18 protein-coding genes are annotated in these 17813 nt (G+C 62.2%); 4 read left to right on the top strand and 14 right to left on the bottom strand.

Translation table 11 applies throughout. The annotated features are described in order from the left end of the window. Positions 1 to 2 precede the first annotated feature (2 nt). The 5 genes from EL191_RS00925 to EL191_RS00905 form a co-directional block, all read right to left on the bottom strand. Positions 3 to 1877: a GGDEF domain-containing protein gene (locus tag EL191_RS00925; protein WP_041975813.1), complete on the bottom strand. Its 1875-nt coding sequence runs from the start codon at positions 1875 to 1877 to the stop codon at positions 3 to 5. Positions 1878 to 1882: 5 nt separating this feature from the next. Beyond that, positions 1883 to 2755 (bottom strand): endonuclease/exonuclease/phosphatase family protein, encoded by an 873-nt coding sequence (locus EL191_RS00920; RefSeq protein ID WP_017361118.1) that lies wholly within the window; start codon positions 2753 to 2755, stop codon positions 1883 to 1885. A gap of 19 nt (positions 2756 to 2774) precedes the next feature. After that, on the bottom strand, positions 2775 to 3401 hold the full coding sequence (locus EL191_RS00915; protein ID WP_013713330.1) for a thiol:disulfide interchange protein DsbA/DsbL: 627 nt from the start codon (positions 3399 to 3401) through the stop codon (positions 2775 to 2777). A 278-nt stretch (positions 3402 to 3679) separates the two neighbouring features. Next, complete coding sequence (locus tag EL191_RS00910) at positions 3680 to 4285, bottom strand: c-type cytochrome (protein ID WP_041769311.1); 606 nt, start codon at positions 4283 to 4285, stop codon at positions 3680 to 3682. A 50-nt stretch (positions 4286 to 4335) separates the two neighbouring features. Then, a complete protein-coding gene (locus tag EL191_RS00905) occupies positions 4336 to 4626 on the bottom strand; it encodes a c-type cytochrome (protein ID WP_013713328.1) in 291 nt (96 codons plus the stop codon). A gap of 242 nt (positions 4627 to 4868) precedes the next feature. Between EL191_RS00905 and yihA the strand changes: the two genes are divergently transcribed. Continuing rightward, positions 4869 to 5519: a ribosome biogenesis GTP-binding protein YihA/YsxC gene (yihA, locus tag EL191_RS00900; RefSeq protein ID WP_013713327.1), complete on the top strand. Its 651-nt coding sequence runs from the start codon at positions 4869 to 4871 to the stop codon at positions 5517 to 5519. Between the two features lie 444 nt (positions 5520 to 5963). On the opposite strand, the gene polA is transcribed toward yihA, so the two are convergent. After that, positions 5964 to 8759: a DNA polymerase I gene (polA, locus tag EL191_RS00895; protein WP_041975811.1), complete on the bottom strand. Its 2796-nt coding sequence runs from the start codon at positions 8757 to 8759 to the stop codon at positions 5964 to 5966. A 216-nt stretch (positions 8760 to 8975) separates the two neighbouring features. Between polA and EL191_RS00890 the strand changes: the two genes are divergently transcribed. Both EL191_RS00890 and EL191_RS00885 read left to right on the top strand, forming a co-directional pair. Then, entirely contained in the window at positions 8976 to 9260 is a 285-nt protein-coding gene (locus tag EL191_RS00890) for a DUF2782 domain-containing protein (protein WP_013713325.1), read from the top strand. A gap of 16 nt (positions 9261 to 9276) precedes the next feature. After that, positions 9277 to 10227: a homoserine kinase gene (locus EL191_RS00885; protein WP_041975809.1), complete on the top strand. Its 951-nt coding sequence runs from the start codon at positions 9277 to 9279 to the stop codon at positions 10225 to 10227. 257 nt (positions 10228 to 10484) lie between these two features. Here EL191_RS00885 and EL191_RS00880 read toward each other — a convergent pair whose 3' ends face one another. Genes EL191_RS00880 through EL191_RS00860 form a run of 5 tightly spaced genes read right to left on the bottom strand, consistent with a single transcriptional unit; the run spans position 10485 to position 14444 of the window. Further along, a complete protein-coding gene (locus EL191_RS00880; protein ID WP_017361113.1) occupies positions 10485 to 11117 on the bottom strand; it encodes an SCO family protein in 633 nt (210 codons plus the stop codon). Between the two features lie 8 nt (positions 11118 to 11125). Continuing rightward, on the bottom strand, positions 11126 to 12025 hold the full coding sequence (gene cyoE / locus EL191_RS00875) for a heme o synthase (protein WP_013713322.1): 900 nt from the start codon (positions 12023 to 12025) through the stop codon (positions 11126 to 11128). Between the two features lie 23 nt (positions 12026 to 12048). Then, positions 12049 to 13104, bottom strand: coding sequence for a COX15/CtaA family protein (locus tag EL191_RS00870; protein ID WP_013713321.1), 1056 nt, complete (start codon positions 13102 to 13104; stop codon positions 12049 to 12051). A 55-nt stretch (positions 13105 to 13159) separates the two neighbouring features. Further along, the gene (locus EL191_RS00865) at positions 13160 to 13738 is read right to left on the bottom strand and encodes a hypothetical protein (protein WP_041975807.1); all 579 of its coding nucleotides are present in this window, start codon (positions 13736 to 13738) and stop codon (positions 13160 to 13162) included. Further along, a complete protein-coding gene (locus tag EL191_RS00860; RefSeq protein ID WP_017361111.1) occupies positions 13713 to 14444 on the bottom strand; it encodes an SURF1 family protein in 732 nt (243 codons plus the stop codon). The genes EL191_RS00865 and EL191_RS00860 overlap by 26 nt, the downstream gene beginning before the upstream one ends. A gap of 71 nt (positions 14445 to 14515) precedes the next feature. On the opposite strand from EL191_RS00860, the gene EL191_RS00855 reads away from it, so the two are divergent. Continuing rightward, positions 14516 to 14719, top strand: coding sequence for a twin transmembrane helix small protein (locus tag EL191_RS00855; RefSeq protein ID WP_013713318.1), 204 nt, complete (start codon positions 14516 to 14518; stop codon positions 14717 to 14719). Between the two features lie 24 nt (positions 14720 to 14743). On the opposite strand, the gene EL191_RS00850 is transcribed toward EL191_RS00855, so the two are convergent. Genes EL191_RS00850 through ctaD form a run of 3 tightly spaced genes read right to left on the bottom strand, consistent with a single transcriptional unit; the run spans position 14744 to position 17812 of the window. After that, entirely contained in the window at positions 14744 to 15640 is an 897-nt protein-coding gene (locus EL191_RS00850; protein ID WP_013713317.1) for a cytochrome c oxidase subunit 3, read from the bottom strand. Positions 15641 to 15651: 11 nt separating this feature from the next. Then, complete coding sequence (locus tag EL191_RS00845) at positions 15652 to 16218, bottom strand: cytochrome c oxidase assembly protein (RefSeq protein ID WP_041975805.1); 567 nt, start codon at positions 16216 to 16218, stop codon at positions 15652 to 15654. A 10-nt stretch (positions 16219 to 16228) separates the two neighbouring features. Beyond that, the gene (gene ctaD / locus EL191_RS00840) at positions 16229 to 17812 is read right to left on the bottom strand and encodes a cytochrome c oxidase subunit I (RefSeq protein WP_013713315.1); all 1584 of its coding nucleotides are present in this window, start codon (positions 17810 to 17812) and stop codon (positions 16229 to 16231) included. Position 17813 lies beyond the last annotated feature (1 nt).

The raw sequence follows: 17813 nt of genomic DNA, 5'->3' as shown, positions 1-17813 counted from the left end.
ACTCAGGCCTGTTCAACGCGGTTGCGCCCAGCACCCTTGGCTCGATATAGCGCCTGATCGGCGCGCTCGAAGGTATCCTCGGTGGCCTCGTCATTGCGAAACTCTGCAATGCCGGCGGAAAGAGTGATGGTCACCGGCTCGCCCTTGAAGTGGAACGGGCAGGCTTCGACCGCTGCACGCAGGGTTTCCAGCAATTGCACGCCTCCATCAAGCGGCGTGCCTGGAATCAGCAGAACGAACTCCTCGCCACCGAAGCGGGCAATGAAATCGGTCTTGCGCAGACGTTTGTGCAGTTCACCGGCAATGATCTTCAGCACTCGATCCCCTGCCAGGTGACCGTAGCCATCGTTGATCCGCTTGAAGTGGTCGATATCCAGCACCGCCATCAGCAACTGGCCGCCATAGCGCTGGCGTCGGGCAATCTCCAGGTCGAGGCGCTCGCTCCAGGCCGCGCGATTGGGCAAGCCGGTCAGAGGGTCGAGCAGCGATTTCTGCCGCTGCTCCTCGATATGTTGGCGAAACTGCTGCGCCTCGAGTTCCATTTCAGCGACACGCTTGACCAGGCCCTGCAGCCGTTCAGCCACGTCATCCTCACCACTGTCGCGCTGACGCTGATGATTGCTGACGCTCTGCAGCAGGCCCTCCAGACGCTGCTCCAGCGCCTGCTTGAGCGCGTCCAGATCGGCCGCCTCCTGCACGCTGTTCTGCAAGTCGCTGACCTGATCGCGCAACTGCTGGTTGAAGTGGCGCGTGCTTTCCACCGAGGCGGTATACCCCTCATGCGCTTCACTGAGGGTGCTGATGAAGGCGGCCAGGCGCTCGTTGAGCTGCTTGAGATAACCGGCGAACTCACGCTGGCCACTGTCGGTGACTGCCAATACCAGCACAGCCAGATCGTCCAGCACGGGTACCAGTTCGTACCAGTTGAGGTTGCCCTCCAGACGCTGGCGCAGCGCATCGCCTTGCGGCTGATGACGTGCCGGCAACTCCAGCTCGTCGAGCAGGCTGCGCAAGCTGCTGGCGATATGCGGGGCCACCGCGCTGTATCCGGGTTCGCTGCTGGGCAGGGAGAACGGGCTGTCGCCTGCATCCTCCGGCGGCACCAGGCCAGGCGGCAGTGGCAGGCTGTCGAGCATGGGCGCGGCGTCGTTGGCCTGATGCTTTCTCTTTGCCAAGGTGGCAACAGCCGCTGGCTCGCTCGCAGGCATGAGGACCACTGCCGTTCGCTCTGCACTCTCGGAGACAGTGGCAGGCTCAACCTCAGGCTCAGATATAGGTGCAGGTGCAGGTGCAGGTGCAGGTGCAGGTGCAGGTGCAGGTGCAGGATCAGTGTTCGCGATCTCTTCGCTACTTTCACCCCGCGAGCCGAAAAGGCGCTGCAGCAAGCCGGGTTGCTCCTGCACCGGGGCTTGCAGAACGGTCAGCGCCTGCCCTTGCAGGTTGCTCAGTTGGCTGAGCAATGCGGGCAACAGATACTGGTGGCTGGTGGCGTCCTGCAGTTGTTTGCCGAGTGACTTGAGTGCCTTGCGTACCTCACGCGGCGGCTGCAGACGTTGCAACTGTTCGATCAGGCCCGCCAATGCCGTGGCGGCCTCGCCAGCACGCTGCTGACGGCGCTGCTCGGAATCCAGCACAGCCTTTTCCAGGCGTGGAATCAGGCCACCCAGCGCAGCGTCGATGTCGTCGCGGCGGAGAATCTCGCGCATCTCCTGCATGCACTGATCGACCGCCTTGTCCGTGCCCTCGGCAGCCAGACTGCTGCGCACCAGGCCACGGCGCAGCAGATCCAGGCGTGACTCCCAACGGCGTTCAAGCTTTTCCTGTTGTTCCAGGCTGCTCAGGTATTTGTCTTTCCAACGTCGCGCGTCATCGCTCATACGGCTTACTCGGGAGATGGCGTCTTCAGCATAGGCATTTGTGCGCCATTCTGTGCTTCCGGCAAGCGGATTTCCACGGCTACGGGAAGGTGGTCGGAAATAGGCTGGCTGAGCACGTCGACACGCCCCAGTTCAAGCTCCGAGCTGAGCAGGATATGGTCGAGACAGCGCTGCGGGCGCCAGCTGGGGAAAGTCGCCTCGACCTGCGGTGCGAGCAGGCCAAGGTCGCGCAATGGGGAGTTTTCCAACAGGTCGACGGCATGGGTATTCATGTCCCCCATCAGCACCAGATGGCGAAACTCACTGACCCGCTCGCGGATGTAAGCCAGCTGCCGAGTACGGGTACGGGCGCCAAGCGCCAGATGCATCATCACCACACCCAGCGCCTGCTCGCCTTCCCCCAGACGCAGAAAGATCGCCCCCCGCCCAGGCGGGCCGGGCAACGGATGATCCTCCAGCAAGGTAGGCCGCAAGCGGCTGAGTACACCGTTGCTGTGCTGGGCGAAGCGCCCGAGATTGCGATTGAGCTGTTGATACCAGTAGGGAAAGGCGCCCTGCTGGGCCAGATATTCGACCTGATTGACGTAGCCCGAGCGCAGGCTGCCGCCATCGACTTCCTGCAGCGCCACCAGATCGAAATCGGCGAGCAGATCAGCAATGCGCTGCAGGTTGTTGGCTCGTCCGGCGTGAGGCAACAGGTGCTGCCAACTGCGCGTCAGATAGTGGTGATAACGCTGGGTGTTGATGCCGACCTGGACATTGAAACTGAGAAGACGCAAAAGGCCGTCGGCTGGCCAGTCGGTCTCGGGCGAGCAGTGCGGATTGATCTGCGGGTCACACAGACCAATCGCACGTGTCTTTCGCCAGCGGCGCATCATCCTTCGCGCCTGCGGGCGCTTAGAGCGCCTCGCGCTCCTTGGCGATCAGGTGGTCAGCCACCTGGAGGGTCTGCTGCGGACCGCCGGCCGACCCCAGGTCGAAGCGATACTTGCCACCGACGATCATCACCGGTACGCCAGTAACCTGGTAGGCCATGGCCAGTTTCTTGGCCTTTTCCATCTGGCCTTTGACGGCGAAGGAGTTGAAAGTCTTGAGGAAGGCGTCGCGATCCACGCCCTGAGTGGCGACGAAGTCAGCGAACTCCTCAGCCGAGGCCAGCTTCTTCTTCTCCTGGTGGATGGCGTTGAACACGGCGTCATGCACCTTGTGTTCGACCTTCATCATTTCCAGGGTGATGAACGCCTGGCCATGCACGTTCCAGATACCACCGAACAAGGCCGGGACACGGACGAAGTTGACGTCCTCCGGCAGCTTCTCGACCCAGGGGTTGAGCGTCGCCTCGAACTGATAGCAGTGCGGGCAGCCGTACCAGAACAACTCAACGACCTCGATCTGGCCAGGCTTGGATACCGGTACCGGGCTTTTCAGCTCGACATACTGCTGGCCGGCGACCGGTTCGGCATGGGCAGTAAGGCCGAACAGGCTGCTGATCGCCAGAGCGGCGCCGAGAATCAGGTTACGCATGGGGGTACTCCTTGGCTGGATAACTTCGCCCTGATGGCGATTCGAGACTATGACTCGCTAGCGTTGGGCCGGTTCCGCCCATTGTAGCCATGGCGCATACGAAAAAGGGCGGCCGAAGCCACCCTTTATCTTGCCAAAAGCAACAAGCCTTTGGTCTTCAGGAAATTTCGCGAGCTAGAGCCCTGCAAGGAAGAAACAGGAGAGGAAGCGGAGTGTACTTTTGTACATGAGCATTCCGATCCTGTTTCTTCCTTGCAGGGCCGACGCGCAGCAAATTATCAGTGCAGCCCCTGGATGAAGCTGGATACGGCTTCGATATCCTTGTTGCTCAGCTTGGCAGCGATAGCGCGCATGATCATCGCGTCACCATCGTTGGTGCGATTGCCTTCGCGGAAATCGGTCAACTGCTTGGCTACGTACTGAGCGTGCTGGCCTCCCAGGTGCGGGAAGCCGGCAGCCGCCAGACCTGCGCCGTCAGGCGAATGGCAGCCGGTGCAGGCCGGCATGCCTTCTTCCAGCTTACCGCCGCGGAACAGCGCTTCACCACGCGCGACCAGCTTGGGATCGGCAGCCCCAACGCTCATCTTCTGGCTGGAGAAGTAAGCGGCGATATCCGCCATGTCCTGATCGCTGAGGTTGTCGAGCATGCCGGTCATTTCAACGACCTGGCGATTGCCGGACTTGATGTCGTGTAGCTGCTTGAGCAAGTAACGCTCGCCCTGACCGGCCAGCTTGGGGAAGTTTGGTGCGGGGCTGTTGCCATCGGCGCCATGGCAGGCACCACAGACAGCGACTTTGCCCTGACCGGCTTCGGCATCGCCAGCAGCCTGAGCCACGCCGGTGAGGCCCAGGGTCAACAGCAGACTCACGAGTACTTTGTTCATCAGCTAATCCAATTACGGCTAAGAGAGAAAGGGTTATCGGTCGGGCTTACTCATTCGGTCATCAGCTTGATGACCGCCTGGTAATCCTCGGCCGTGCAGTCCATGCACAGACCGCGCGGCGGCATGGCATTCAAACCATTGGTGACGCTTTGCACCAGTGTATCCATGCCCTTGGCCAGACGTGGTTCCCATGCGGCCTTGTCGCCCATCTTGGGCGCCGTGGGGATCTGGCCGTTGTGGCATACGCCACAGGCGCGGTCATACACAGCTTGCGGGTCCTGAGCAGCATAGCCGTTGAAAGACAGCGTCATAACGGCAGCGGCAAGCAGCATTTTCTTCATCAGATCAACCTCATCAGGGTGGGAAGCGTCCTGCTTTCTATCGAGCAGAGATGAAATCGCTCCCGGCAATCGGTTTCCTGCGGGTGGGACAAAGCGCACACAAAATCTGCGGCATTATATACTGGCAATGCTGAAACGGAAACGACGCCGCTTGCCACGCCGCCTGGCGTGCAGCAGGTGCGCGGAAATGTCGCAAGCCCTCGAGCCGCTCAACAGAAGTCGAGGCACCACCGGATACCTCCATGCTCCCGAAGAATCCCATCATCGGTCTGTGCCAGCAGGCCAGCTTCCTCATCAGTGCCGCCAAGGTCGACCAGTGCCCCGAGGACAGCGGCCTGGAAGTCGCCTTCGCCGGCCGTTCCAACGCGGGCAAGTCGAGTGCACTGAACACCCTGACCCATGCCAGCCTGGCACGCACCTCGAAGACACCGGGGCGCACCCAGTTGCTCAACTTCTTCCGCCTGGATGACGAACGCCGCCTGGTCGACCTGCCCGGCTACGGCTACGCCAAAGTGCCGATCCCGCTCAAGCAACACTGGCAGAAACATCTCGAAGCGTATCTGGGCAGCCGCGAAAGCCTGTGCGGCCTGGTGCTGATGATGGATATCCGCCACCCGCTGACCGAGTTCGACTGCATGATGCTGGACTGGTCGGTGGCCAGCGGCATGCCGCTGCATATTCTGCTGACCAAGGCCGACAAGCTGGCGTTCGGCGCGGCGAAGAATGCGCTGCTCAAGGTGCGCCAGGACATTCGTAAGCAGTGGGGCGAGGGCATCAGCATTCAGCTGTTTTCGGCGCCCAAGCGCATGGGCGTGGAAGAGGCGCAGATGGTGCTGGCCGGCTGGCTGGATCTGTTGCCGGAAGAGGGTGAAGAAAGCGCTGAACAGGCCTGAAGCAGGGTGCGCAGGGGGCACCGGAGACGACTCGTAATAAGCGCGTAAGCTCTTCTCCCGCCCTTCGGGCACTCTCGGCTTTGGCGTCCTGCTTCGCCCTACCTCCTGCATCCATGCAGTCGTCCCCCACGAATGAGAGAGGGTCATCAGAATGCCGCTGGCGGCACTTTTCTACAGGCAAAAAAAACCCCGAGCTTCGTATGGGGAGGGAGAAGTTCGGGGTTCAAGGTCTGAACCGCTAGGGCGGGGTTCAGATGTCTGCCAACACTTAACACAACAAAGGAGCATTGAAGGGCTTAACGGCCATTCATGAACTCTGACCGGGTGGGTTTGCGGAAAGTTCATCGCCTTCTTAAAAACCATTTGCTATAAGAAAGCGTCTTTTGATTCCTGAAAACCCAAAAGCTGGAGCTGCTGCGGCTTTGCGCCACAGCAGCGAGCCAATCAGTGGGCCTCATCCCAATTGGCACCGACACCCACTTCCACCAGAAGCGGTACGTCCAGGTCGGCGGCGCCACTCATCAGGCTCTTGAGTTTGGCACTGACCTCGTCGATCAGTTCCTCGCGCACCTCCAGCACCAGTTCATCGTGCACCTGCAGGATGATGCGCGCATCGATACCGCTGTTCTGCAGCCAGCCGTCCACGGCAATCATCGCGCGCTTGATGATATCTGCCGCAGTGCCTTGCATCGGCGCGTTGATCGCCGCGCGCTCGGCGCCCTTGCGCATGGCCTGGTTCTGCGCATGGATTTCCGGCAGGTACAGGCGACGGCCGTAGACCGTCTCCACGTAGCCCTGCTCGGCGGCCTGGGCGCGGGTGCTTTCCATGTAGGTCAGTACGCCGGGATAGCGTGCGAAGTAGCGGTCGATGTAGGCCTGCGCCTCCTTGCGTTCGACGTCGATCTGCTTGGCCAGGCCGAAGGCGCTCATGCCGTAGATCAGGCCGAAGTTGATGGCCTTGGCCTTGCGGCGCTGATCACTGGTGACCTGATCCAGCGGCACACCGAACACTTCGGCAGCCGTGGCCTTGTGCACGTCCAGATCATGGCGGAAGGCGTCCAGCAGACCTTCATCCTTGGCCAGATGAGCCATGATGCGCAGCTCAATCTGCGAGTAGTCCGCCGCCATCAGCTTGTAGCCCTTGGGCGCGACGAACGCCTGGCGGATACGCCTGCCCTCGGCGGTGCGGATCGGAATGTTCTGCAGGTTCGGGTCGCTGGAGGACAGGCGGCCGGTGGCGGCCACCGCCTGGTGGTAACTGGTGTGGATGCGCCCGGTGCGCGGGTTGATCTGCTCCGGCAGCTTGTCGGTGTAGGTGCTCTTGAGCTTGCTCAAGCTGCGGTACTGCATCAGCACCTTGGGCAGCTCGTAGTCCTGCTCGGCCAGCTCGGCGAGCACCGCCTCGGCGGTGGAAGGTTGCCCCTTGGCGGTCTTGCTGATGACCGGGTAGCCGAGTTTTTCATAGAGGATCACGCCGAGCTGCTTGGGCGAGGCGAGGTTGAATTCCTCACCGGCGATCTCGAACGCCTTGCGCTCCAGCTCGACCAGTTTCTCGCCCAGCTCGACGCTCTGTTCACCGAGCAGCTTGGCATCGACCAAGGCGCCGTTGCGCTCAATGCGCGCCAGCACCGGCACCAGCGGCATCTCGATGTCGCGTAGCACCTTGGCCAGCGACGGTATGGCCTCGAGGCGGCCCCACAGTTCCTGGTGCAAACGCAGGGTCACGTCAGCGTCTTCGGCAGCGTAGGGGCCGGCCTGCTCCAGGGCGATCTGGTCGAAGGTCAGTTGCTTGGCGCCCTTGCCGGCGATGTCTTCGAAACGGATGGTGCTGTGGTTCAGGTATTTCAGCGCCAGGCTGTCCATGTCGTGACGGGTGGCAGTGGAGTCCAGCACGTAGGATTCGAGCATGGTGTCGAAGGCCACGCCTTGCACGTCAATCGGCGTGCTGGCATTGGCCAGTACATTGATGTCGTACTTGGCGTGCTGGCCCACCTTGGCCTTGGTTGGGTCTTCGAGGAACGGCTTGAGCGCCTTGAGCACCGCATCGCGGTCGAGCTGCTGCGGCACGCCCATGTAGCTGTGCGCCAGCGGCACATAGGCCGCCTCACCAGCTTTGACCGCGAAGGACAGGCCGACCAGTTGCGCCTGTTGCGCATCGATGCTGGTGGTTTCGCTGTCGAAGGCGATCAGCTCGGCCTGCTTCAGCTTCTGCAGCCAGGCGTCGAGCTGCGCCTGCTCCAGCACCAGTTGGTAATCACCGGCGCTGGCTGGCGCCGGCTCGGCAGCCTCTTCGGCGGCTTCGCCAGTCGGTTCGGCGAACAGGTCGCCAGCCGGCGCAGCGGCCTTGGCGGCCAGCGCCTTGTTCTGGCGCAGCAGGTCGTCCAGCCAGTTCTTGAATTCCAGCTGGCCATACAGCTCGACCAGCGCGGCCTGATCCGGCTCGCCGGGATGCAGCGAGTCGATTTCGATATTCAGTGGTACATCGGTTTTGATGGTCGCCAACTGATACGACAGGTAGGCCATCTCGCGGTGCTCTTCGAGCTTGGCCGGCAGGCCCTTGGCGCCGCGGATCGGCAGCTCGGGCACCTTGTCGAGGTTGGCGTAGAGCACGTCGAGGCCGCCGCCGACGCCGACCAGCAGGCCGAGCGCGGTTTTTTCACCCACACCGGGGACGCCGGGGATGTTGTCGACCTTGTCACCCATCAACGCCAGGTAGTCGATGATCAGCTCAGGGCCGACACCGAATTTCTCTTTCACGCCACCTTCGTCATAGACGCTTCCAGTCATGGTGTTGACCAGCGTAACGTGCGGGCAGACCAGCTGCGCCATGTCCTTGTCGCCGGTGGAGATGACCACATCGCGCTTTTCCCCGGCTGCCTGACGGGCCAGGGTACCGATCACGTCATCGGCTTCGACGCCTTCGACGCACAGCAGCGGCAGCCCCAGGGCCCGCACGCTGGCGTGCAGCGGTTCGACCTGGACGCGCAACTCGTCCGGCATGGACGGGCGATTGGCCTTGTACTCAGCGAATAGCTCATCGCGGAAGGTACCGCCCTTGGCGTCGAAAACCACGGCAAAGGGGCTGTCCGGGTACTGTTTGCGCAGGCTCTTGAGCATGTTCAGCACGCCCTTCACCGCTCCGGTGGGCATGCCTTTGGAGGTGGTCAGCGGCGGCAGGGCGTGGAAGGCGCGGTACAGGTACGAGGAACCGTCGACCAGAACGAGGGGAGCTTGGCTCATGCGCGGGATCAACCTTTTCGGCGGGTGCAGCTAACAGGTAGTTGAAAAACGTAGGCGAGGCGGCCAGTGCAAGGCAAAAGCAGGCGAGGAAGCGCAGTTTACGAGCTGTAAATGAGCATTCCGAGCCTGCTTTTAACGCAGCAGTGGCAACGCAGGTAGTTTTTCAGCAGCCTGTTAGAATGGCTGCATCAGTGAATATCAAGGAGCAAGGTTACCATGGGTACAGCCAAACGCCTTTTGCTGGTCGGCCTGCTGGCCTGCCTTCCGCTTGCCGCACATGCCGAAGATCCGGTTTCGGGTGATCCGGACGTGACCATCCGCCAGGACGGCGACCGCACCATTCAGGAATACCGGGTCAATGGCTTCCTCTATGCCATCAAAGTCATCCCGAAGAATGGCAAGCCTTATTTTCTCGTTCGCGCCGATGGCAGCGACGGCAACTTCGTACGTTCGGACGATCCGGACATGCTGATCCCATCGTGGGAAATCTTTAGCTGGTAAGCGATTAAGGTCTGATATGTCGGTATTCACCCCCCTGGAGCGTCATGAGCTCGAAGTCTTCCTGGCGCCCTACGGGCTTGGTCGGTTGCGCGATTTCCAGGGTATTGCTGCAGGCAGCGAAAACAGCAACTTCTTCGTCAGCCTGGAGCAGGGCGAGTACGTTCTGACCCTGGTGGAGCGCGGCCCGGTGGCCGACCTGCCGTTCTTCATCGAACTGCTCGACGTGCTTCACGACGCCGGCTTGCCGGTGCCCTACGCCCTGCGCACGCAGGACGACGAGGCACTGCGCACGCTGGCGGAGAAGCCGGCGCTGTTACAGCCCAGGCTTTCCGGCAAGCATGTGCGCGAAGCCAACGCCCATCACTGCCAGGAAGTGGGTAGCCTGCTGGCGCGCATTCACCTGGCTACGCGTAATGCGCCCATCGAGCGCCGCAGCGACCGCGGACTGGACTGGATGCTCGCCGAAGGTCCGAGCCAGGCCCTGAAACTCGACGAGCAGGCATTGCCACTGCTGCGTGATGCACTGGCCGAGATCGCCGAGCTGAAACCGCGCATCCTCGCTCTGCCACGAGCGAACCTGCATGCCGATCTGTTCCGCGACAACGTGCTGTTCGACGGCAACCATCTGGCCGGGGTGATCGACTTCTACAACGCCTGCTCCGGGCCAATGCTCTACGACCTGGCAATCACCCTCAACGACTGGTGTTCGCACGAGGATGGCACCCTCGATGGCGCTCGCGCCCGTGCGCTGTTAGGCGCTTATGCGGCTCTACGGCCGTTCAGCGCCGCAGAAGCGGAACTTTGGCCAGCCATGCTACGCGTGGCCTGCGTGCGTTTCTGGCTGTCACGACTGATCGCCGCCGAGTCCTTCGCCGGGCAGGAGGTGCTGATCCACGACCCCGCCGAATTCCAGCGGCGCCTGGCGCAGCGTCAGCAGGTCAACCTGCCGCTGCCATTCGCGCTGTAGTGGGATCGACGCGTTTCGTAGGGTGGGTTAGCCGCCTGTCTAGCCTGCTGAAACCCCGTTGTATCTGCTGCGGCGTAACCCACCATCGGCGCAACGCCTTCCATCGCCTGGTGGGTTACGCGGCGCGCCACGCTCAGTTGCGTATACACGACCGGGGCTTTTGCGCCGCTAAGCCACACTACGGTCTGCGTCGGACCGTAGCCCGGATGCGTCCGGGAAATGATGGTAATAGCGGTGCGTAAGCACACCCCAGCGGATCAGCTACCGGAAACCAGACCCGGTAACTGTTCGGCCAGCTTGGCGTTGTTGATCGGCGCACGGATGAAGCCGCGCTGGGTGCCGTCCGGGCCGATGATCACCAGGTTGCCGCTGTGATCGACGGTGTAGTTTTCCTTGCTGGTATCAGCCGGGATGTAGGGGATGCTCACCGAATTGGCGAATTTCTGCAGGGTTTCCTCTTCGCCGGTCAGGCCCTTGAAGCCCGCATTGAAGAAACCCAGGTACTTGCTCAATTGCTCCGGCGTATCGCGGTGCGGGTCGACACTGACCATCACCACCTCGAGCCGCGCGCGGGTTTCTTCCGGCAACTGCCCCTGTAGCTGCCGTAGCTGGGCCAGGGTCGCAGGGCAGATGTCCGGGCAGAAGGTATAGCCGAAGAACAGCAGCTTCCAGTCACCCTTGAGCTGATCAACCGCGACTTCCTTGCCGTCCTGATCGACCAGGCTGAGCGCCGGCAGGCTACGGTTCTGCGGCAGCAGAACGATGCCGGCATCGAGCAGTGCCGCCGGGTCACCCTGACTCTTGCTGCTGAGCACCTTGTTGACGGTAAGCCCCAGCACCAGGGCCACGATTGCGACAAGAACGAAAACCGTTGTGTGGGTACGCGTCATGAAAAGCCTTAGATATTCAGCAGCAGGTAGTGGTCCGCGAGCAGCGCGATGAACAGCAGGAACAGGTACCAGATACTGTACTTGAAGGTGTTGATCGCGGCGTGCGGTTTGCTGTCACGGTACAGCACCCAGGCCCAGTGCAGGAAGCGACCGCCCAGCAGCACAGCGCAGGCCAGGTAAAGCGGCCCGCTCATGTGGATGGCGTAGGGCAGTAGGGTTACCGCGAACATCACCAGGGTGTAGAGCAGGATATGCACCTTGGTGTAGTGCTCCCCGTGGGTCACCGGCAGCATGGGAATGTCGGCCTTGGCGTATTCTTCCTTGCGGTGGATGGCCAGTGCCCAGAAATGCGGCGGCGTCCAGGCGAAGATGATCAGCACCAGCAGCAGCGGCTCAGCACTCAGGTGACCGGTGACGGCGACCCAGCCCAGTAGCGGTGGGGCGGCGCCCGCCAGGCCGCCAATGACGATGTTCTGCGGCGTCGCGCGCTTGAGAAAGCCAGTGTAGATCACTGCATAGCCGAGCAACGAGGCCAGGGTCAGCCAGGCGGCGAGCTCGTTGGTGAACACCATCAGCAGACTCATGCCGGCTATGGCCAGTGCCAGGGCGAAGGTCAGCGCCGCCACCGGCGAGACCCGCCCTGCCGTAACCGGACGCTTGTGCGTACGCGCCATGATCGAGTCGATGCGCCGGTCCACTACGTGATTGACCGCAGCCGCCGCACCGGCGCACAGGCCGATGCCGAGGTTGCCGAACAGCAGCACGGTCCAGGGCACACCGGCACGGGTGGCGAGGAACATGCCGACCAGTGAGGTGATCAGCATCAGCATCACCACCCGCGGCTTGGTCAGCTCCAGATAATCGCGCCAGGTGGCACGTTCGGAGTGAGTGCGCAGCATCGTCGCCATGGCATTTCTCCTTGATTCGTTATTTACCGGCCTTGAACCAGACCGCTGGAAACGAGCGTGGTGCGCCTGCCCATCAGATGAGAGGCTTCTCGCATCGCCGGAGATGCTGCCCTCAGGCGATAGTTGATCAGCACCATGGTCAGCAACAGGGCGGCGCCGCCAGCGTTGTGCGCCACTGCCACCAGCAGCGGCAGATGGAAGATCACATTGCTGATGCCCAGGCTGACCTGCACGGCCAGCGCCAACACCAGCAGACCCGCCAGGCGCGACAGCCTGGCCGCGTGCAACCGCCAGGCCAGCACCAGCAGCGCCAGCGTGACCAGAACCGCGCCGATGCGATGGCTCATGTGAATGGCGGTGCGTGCATCGCTGTCGAGTTGCCCGCCCAGGTAGTTGGGGCCGATATGCTGGGTCAGGTGAAAGCCCTTGCCGAAGTCCATCGCCGGCCACCACTCACCATGGCAGGTGGGCAAATCGACGCAGGCGACCGCGGCGTAGTTGGAGCTGACCCAGCCACCGAGGGCGATCTGCCCGATCACCAGCAGCAGGCAGGCAGCGGCCAGTGCACGCAGGCGTCCCGACAGCTGCAGCGGGGCGAAGCGCCCCGACAGGCGTAGGGTCAGTAAGGTCAGTAAACTGAGGGTAGCGAAGCCGCCGAGCAGGTGAGCTGTGACCACCTGCGGCCACAGCTGCAGGGTGACCGTCCACATGCCGAACGCGCCCTGCAGGATCACCAGCGCGAGCACCGCCAGCGGCAGTTTGACAGGTTGCGCAGGCTCCTCGCGACGGCGCACGGCCTGGACGGCGATGAGCAGGATCACCAGTCCGAGCGAACCCGCGAAGTAGCGGTGGATCATCTCGTACCAGCCCTTGGCGACCTCAACCGGCGCCTCGGGAAAACGTGCTTCGGCTATAGCCTGCTTGTGCTCGCTCATCGGCACGCCGAGAAACCCGTAGCAACCCGGCCAGTCTGGACAACCCAGGCCAGCGTGGGTCAGGCGGGTGTAGGCACCTAGCAGCACCACCACCACGGTCAGGAGAGTAGCGAACAGCGCTAGACGGTAACCGGGCTTGTGCATGTCGACTCCTTGGGCACGGGGCTTGGCGCTCTGTCGATATGGACAGAGCGCAGCATCAACCGATCAGAGAAATTTTCAGCAGGTAGCGCAGATCATCGAGAATTGCCTTGCCGTTGTTGCCAGCCGGATAGCGCAGCACCAGATTGCCATGCGGATCGACCAACCACAGCTGCGCACCTGGCACCGCCTCGGCGGCCTTGTCATAGGCCTGCAGGTCCAGTCGATAGCGTCCCAGTTGTGGGTACTCACGTTTGAGCGTGGCGTCGTAGTCGGCCGCTAGCGGCTCGGCCAGCGCCAGGCCGTGACTAGCACGAGATGTTTCGCGGTTGAGACCGATCTGGATCTGCCGCGCCAGGTAAACCAGCTGCTGACAGTCAGCCTCGCACGCGCCCGGTGCCGTCACCAGGATCTGCCACCGAGGCTCTACTTCCCCCTGCACGCCGAGGTCAGCCAGAGTGCGGCCGTCACCGATCAGCACACCGTGGTAGCTGCGCGTCTCCGGTACCCAGAAGCGCCACTGATACATGGCACTGGCGAGAAACATCGGCCCGATGGTGATGGCCAGGATCAACAGCAACTGCAGGCGACCACGACCCTTGCGCGGAGCCTCAGGCATGGCGATGGCTGGGTTCATGACGACTCTCCCGTGCGTTGTGAATTCCGAGATAAATGAACAGACCGATCAACGCGGCGGCCAGGGCGAACCATTGCACCGCATAGCCCAGATGCTTGCTCGGGCCCATGGCCACGACCGGCCAGTCGACGCGATAGCTGGCCGGCCCAGCCTCCAGACGCGCCTCGAACGGAAGCCCACCGCGGCCGAGCTGCTGCCACAGGCTTGCAGCCTCGACCTGCGTGATCAGCCGCGGCCAGCCATCGGTCGCCGCACCGGAGCGCAGGTTCAGACCGCCAGAGGGTGCGACGTATATCCAGGCGGTGAGTTGCAGCACGCCATCGGGGGTATCGAATTGCGGCGGTGTGCGCCGGTCAGGCCAGGGCAGCCAGCCACGGTTGAGCAGCACCCAGAGGCCGCTGGACTGGTCGTAAAAGGGTTGCAACAACTCGACGCCGGCATGCCCATCGCGGATGCGGCTATCGAGCAAAAGGCTGTGTTCATCGTCGAAGTGCCCGCGCAGTTGGACACGGCGGTAAGCCGGATCACGCATGGGCTCGAGCTGCTCGAGGCTGACCGGCTCGGCCTGACGCCGCGCCTCGAAGCTGGCCAGCAGCTGGCGCTTCTCCTCGCCGCGCTGCAACTGCCAGAAGCCCAGCCAGATCAGCCCCGGCAGCAGCAGGGCGACCAGTAGGCTGGGCAGCCAACCGGGGCGGAAGGCGCTCATTGCGCCCTGCCGTTACGATCAGGGTTGCTGGCTATACTGCATTGCATCACTTCAATCCCCCGGAGTCTCGCATGCTCAAGGCCGCGATCATCCTCATGCTGCTGGCCACTCTCGCCAGTCTGTTCAGCGGCCTGTTCTTCCTGGTCAAGGACGAAGGCCATGGTTCCCGAGTGGTAGGCGCTCTGACTGTCCGTGTCGGCCTTACCGCCATTACCGTTGCCCTGATCGCCTGGGGCTTCTACTCAGGGCAACTGGTCTCTCATGTCACCTGGTAGGCCACAAGCGGTAGGCTGCAGCCACTAAAGCACATAGACGAAGATGAACAGGCCGAGCCAGACCACGTCCACAAAGTGCCAGTACCAGGAGGCCGCTTCGAAACCGAAGTGCTGATCGGGATTGAAGTGGCCGCGCATGATGCGCACCAGCATCACCACCAGAATCAGCGTACCGAGCGTCACGTGCGCACCGTGGAAGCCGGTGAGCATGAAGAAGGTCGCACCGTAGATGCCCGAGCCAAGCGTCAGCCCAAGCTCGGTGTAGGCCTCGATGTACTCCTCGACCTGAAAGAACAGGAACGCCAGAGCCAGCACAATGGTCGCCGCCAGCCACGCCTTGAGCGGGCCCCGGTGGTTTTTCTTCAGGGCATGGTGGGCGAAGGTGATGGTGACGCTGGAGGACACCAGCAGGATGGTGTTGACCAGAGGCAGGTGCCAGGGATCGATCACCCCGCTGGGTGGCGGGAATAGTTTGGAATCAGGGTTCTGCAACATCGGCCAGCTGTATTCGAAGCCTTCCCAGAGCATGTTGGCGACGCCCTTGTCACCCTCACCGCCGAGCCAGGGGCCGGACCACATGCGGATGTAGAACAGCGCGCCGAAGAAGGCGGCGAAGAACATCACCTCGGAGAAGATGAACCAGCTCATGCCCCAACGGAAGGAGCGATCCATCTGCGCACTGTAGAGGCCGGATCGGCTTTCCTTGATGACGTTGCCGAACCAGCCGAACAGCATCCAGGCCAGGATCAGCCCACCGACGAAGAAGATCAGCGGTCCGTTGGAGCCTTCACGCCCCGCCGACAAATCGTTGAACCAGGTGCCAACGCCAAAGAAGCTCACCAGCAAGCCGATGCTGGCGACGATGGGCCATTTGCTTTGTGCCGGTACGTAATAGTTCTCGTGACTTTGGTGACTCGACATTGTTGTTCTCCTTATGGAGTCGCCCGAGCAAGGGTCGCCTGTACCACTGGCGGTTTGCGTTCGGTGATATCGAACAGGGTGTAGCCCAGGGTCAGGTGCTTAACGTCCTGCGGCAGGTCGCGGTCGACGATGAAGCGCACCGGCATCTCGATGCGCTCGCCTGGTTGCAACACCTGCTGGGTGAAGCAGAAGCACTCGGTCTTGTGAAAGAAGGCCGCGGCCTTGGAGGGCGATACGCTGGGAATCGCCTGCGCGCTCATCGGTTTGTCGCTGGGGTTGTAGGCAACGAACAGCATGTCGCGCGCCTCACCCGGATGGACCAGGATCTCGTCGGCCTGCGGCCCGAACTCCCAGACCATGCCGGCAGCGTTGGTGGCGAGAAACTGCACGCGCACCTGGCGCTGCTCGTCCACCAATTGCTCACCCTGATAGGCCCCGGCCGTCTTGCCGTTGATGCCGAACACCCGGCACATGGCGTCGTAGAACGGTGGCAGGATGAAGATGCCGAAGCAGAACATCACTACCACCACGACCAGCAGACGGGTAACCAGGCGACGCGTCGCGATGACCTCGCTCACGGCGGACCTCCTATTTCACTTCCGGCGGCGTGCTGAAGGTGTGATAGGGCGCCGGTGACGGCACCGTCCACTCCAGACCTTCAGCACCGTCCCAGGGCTTGGCCGGTGCCGGCTTCCCGCTGCGGATGCACTTGATGACGATGAACAGGAACAGCAGCTGAGTCGCCCCGAACATGAAGGCGCCAATGCTGGAGACCATGTTGAAGTTGGCGAACATCATGTTGTAGTCGGGGATACGCCGCGGCATGCCGGCCAGGCCGACGAAGTGCATCGGGAAGAACGCCAGATTCATGCCGATGAAACTCATCCAGAAATGCAGCTTGGCCAGGGTTTCGTCGTACATGTGGCCGGTCCACTTCGGCAGCCAGTAGTAGGCCGAGGCGAAGATGCCGAAGATCGCACCCGGCACCAGCACGTAATGGAAGTGCGCCACCACGAAATAGGTGTCGTGGTACTGGAAGTCCGACGGCGCGATGGCCAGCATCAACCCGGAGAAACCACCGATGGTGAAGAGGATGACGAAGGCCACCGAGAACAGCATCGGCGCCTCGAAGGTCATCGAGCCCTGCCACATGGTGCTGGCCCAGTTGAACACCTTCACCCCGGTGGGCACGGCGATCAGCATCGTGGCGTACATGAAGAACAGCTCGCCGGTCAGCGGAATGCCAACGGTGAACATGTGGTGCGCCCAGACGATGAACGACAGGAAGGCGATCGCCGCGGTGGCGTAGACCATCGAGGTGTAGCCGAACAGCGGCTTGCGCGCGAAGGCCGGGATGATCGAGCTGACCGCGCCAAAGGCGGGCAGGATCATGATGTACACCTCGGGATGGCCGAAGAACCAGAACACGTGCTGGAACAGCACAGGGTCCCCGCCGCCGGCGGCGTTGAAGAAGCTGGTACCGAAGTGGATGTCCATCAGCATCATGGTCACGCAACCGGCCAGTACCGGCATCACTGCGATCAGCAGGAAGGCGGTGATCAGCCAGGTCCAGACGAACAGCGGCATCTTCATCAGGGTCATGCCCGGGGCGCGCAGGTTGAGGATGGTCGCGACCACGTTGATTGCCCCCATGATCGAACTGATGCCCATCAGGTGGATGGCGAAGATGAAGAAGGTCGTGCTCTCCGGCCCGTAGGTGGTCGACAGCGGCGCGTAGAAGGTCCAACCGAAGTTCGGCCCGCCGCCTTCCATGAACAACGTCGAGACCAGCAAGCCGAAGGCCGCCGGCAACAGCCAGAAGCTGAAGTTGTTCATCCGCGGCAGCGCCATGTCCGGCGCGCCGATCATCAGCGGGATCATCCAGTTGGCCAGGCCGACGAACGCCGGCATCACCGCGCCGAAGACCATGATCAGGCCGTGCATGGTGGTCATCTGGTTGAAGAATTCCGGCTGCACGATCTGCAAACCCGGCTGGAACAGCTCGGCACGGATGACCATGGCCATCGAGCCACCCAGCAGGAACATGCAGAAGCTGAACCACAGATACATCGTGCCGATGTCCTTGTGGTTGGTGGTCAGCACCCAGCGCATCAGGCCCTTGGCCGGGCCATGGTGGTGGTCAGTATGACCGTGGTCGATCACTGCACTCATG

The organism is Pseudomonas mendocina (assembly GCF_900636545.1).
Lineage (GTDB): Bacteria > Pseudomonadota > Gammaproteobacteria > Pseudomonadales > Pseudomonadaceae > Aquipseudomonas > Aquipseudomonas mendocina.
The sequence above is the reverse complement of the archived record's forward strand: the minus strand, read 5'-3'. Positions and strand labels throughout refer to the sequence as shown.

What these genes read in the sequence shown, in the direction of transcription:
- EL191_RS00925 (WP_041975813.1), bottom strand. Translation starts at nt 1,877, where the DNA reads ATGAGCGATGACGCGCGACGTTGGAAAGACAAATACCTGAGCAGCCTG.
- EL191_RS00920 (WP_017361118.1), bottom strand. Translation starts at nt 2,755, where the DNA reads ATGATGCGCCGCTGGCGAAAGACACGTGCGATTGGTCTGTGTGACCCG.
- EL191_RS00915 (WP_013713330.1), bottom strand. Translation starts at nt 3,401, where the DNA reads ATGCGTAACCTGATTCTCGGCGCCGCTCTGGCGATCAGCAGCCTGTTC.
- EL191_RS00910 (WP_041769311.1), bottom strand. Translation starts at nt 4,285, where the DNA reads ATGAACAAAGTACTCGTGAGTCTGCTGTTGACCCTGGGCCTCACCGGC.
- EL191_RS00905 (WP_013713328.1), bottom strand. Translation starts at nt 4,626, where the DNA reads ATGAAGAAAATGCTGCTTGCCGCTGCCGTTATGACGCTGTCTTTCAAC.
- yihA (WP_013713327.1), top strand. Translation starts at nt 4,869, where the DNA reads ATGCTCCCGAAGAATCCCATCATCGGTCTGTGCCAGCAGGCCAGCTTC.
- polA (WP_041975811.1), bottom strand. Translation starts at nt 8,759, where the DNA reads ATGAGCCAAGCTCCCCTCGTTCTGGTCGACGGTTCCTCGTACCTGTAC.
- EL191_RS00890 (WP_013713325.1), top strand. Translation starts at nt 8,976, where the DNA reads ATGGGTACAGCCAAACGCCTTTTGCTGGTCGGCCTGCTGGCCTGCCTT.
- EL191_RS00885 (WP_041975809.1), top strand. Translation starts at nt 9,277, where the DNA reads ATGTCGGTATTCACCCCCCTGGAGCGTCATGAGCTCGAAGTCTTCCTG.
- EL191_RS00880 (WP_017361113.1), bottom strand. Translation starts at nt 11,117, where the DNA reads ATGACGCGTACCCACACAACGGTTTTCGTTCTTGTCGCAATCGTGGCC.
- cyoE (WP_013713322.1), bottom strand. Translation starts at nt 12,025, where the DNA reads ATGGCGACGATGCTGCGCACTCACTCCGAACGTGCCACCTGGCGCGAT.
- EL191_RS00870 (WP_013713321.1), bottom strand. Translation starts at nt 13,104, where the DNA reads ATGCACAAGCCCGGTTACCGTCTAGCGCTGTTCGCTACTCTCCTGACC.
- EL191_RS00865 (WP_041975807.1), bottom strand. Translation starts at nt 13,738, where the DNA reads ATGAACCCAGCCATCGCCATGCCTGAGGCTCCGCGCAAGGGTCGTGGT.
- EL191_RS00860 (WP_017361111.1), bottom strand. Translation starts at nt 14,444, where the DNA reads ATGAGCGCCTTCCGCCCCGGTTGGCTGCCCAGCCTACTGGTCGCCCTG.
- EL191_RS00855 (WP_013713318.1), top strand. Translation starts at nt 14,516, where the DNA reads ATGCTCAAGGCCGCGATCATCCTCATGCTGCTGGCCACTCTCGCCAGT.
- EL191_RS00850 (WP_013713317.1), bottom strand. Translation starts at nt 15,640, where the DNA reads ATGTCGAGTCACCAAAGTCACGAGAACTATTACGTACCGGCACAAAGC.
- ctaD (WP_013713315.1), bottom strand. Translation starts at nt 17,812, where the DNA reads ATGAGTGCAGTGATCGACCACGGTCATACTGACCACCACCATGGCCCG.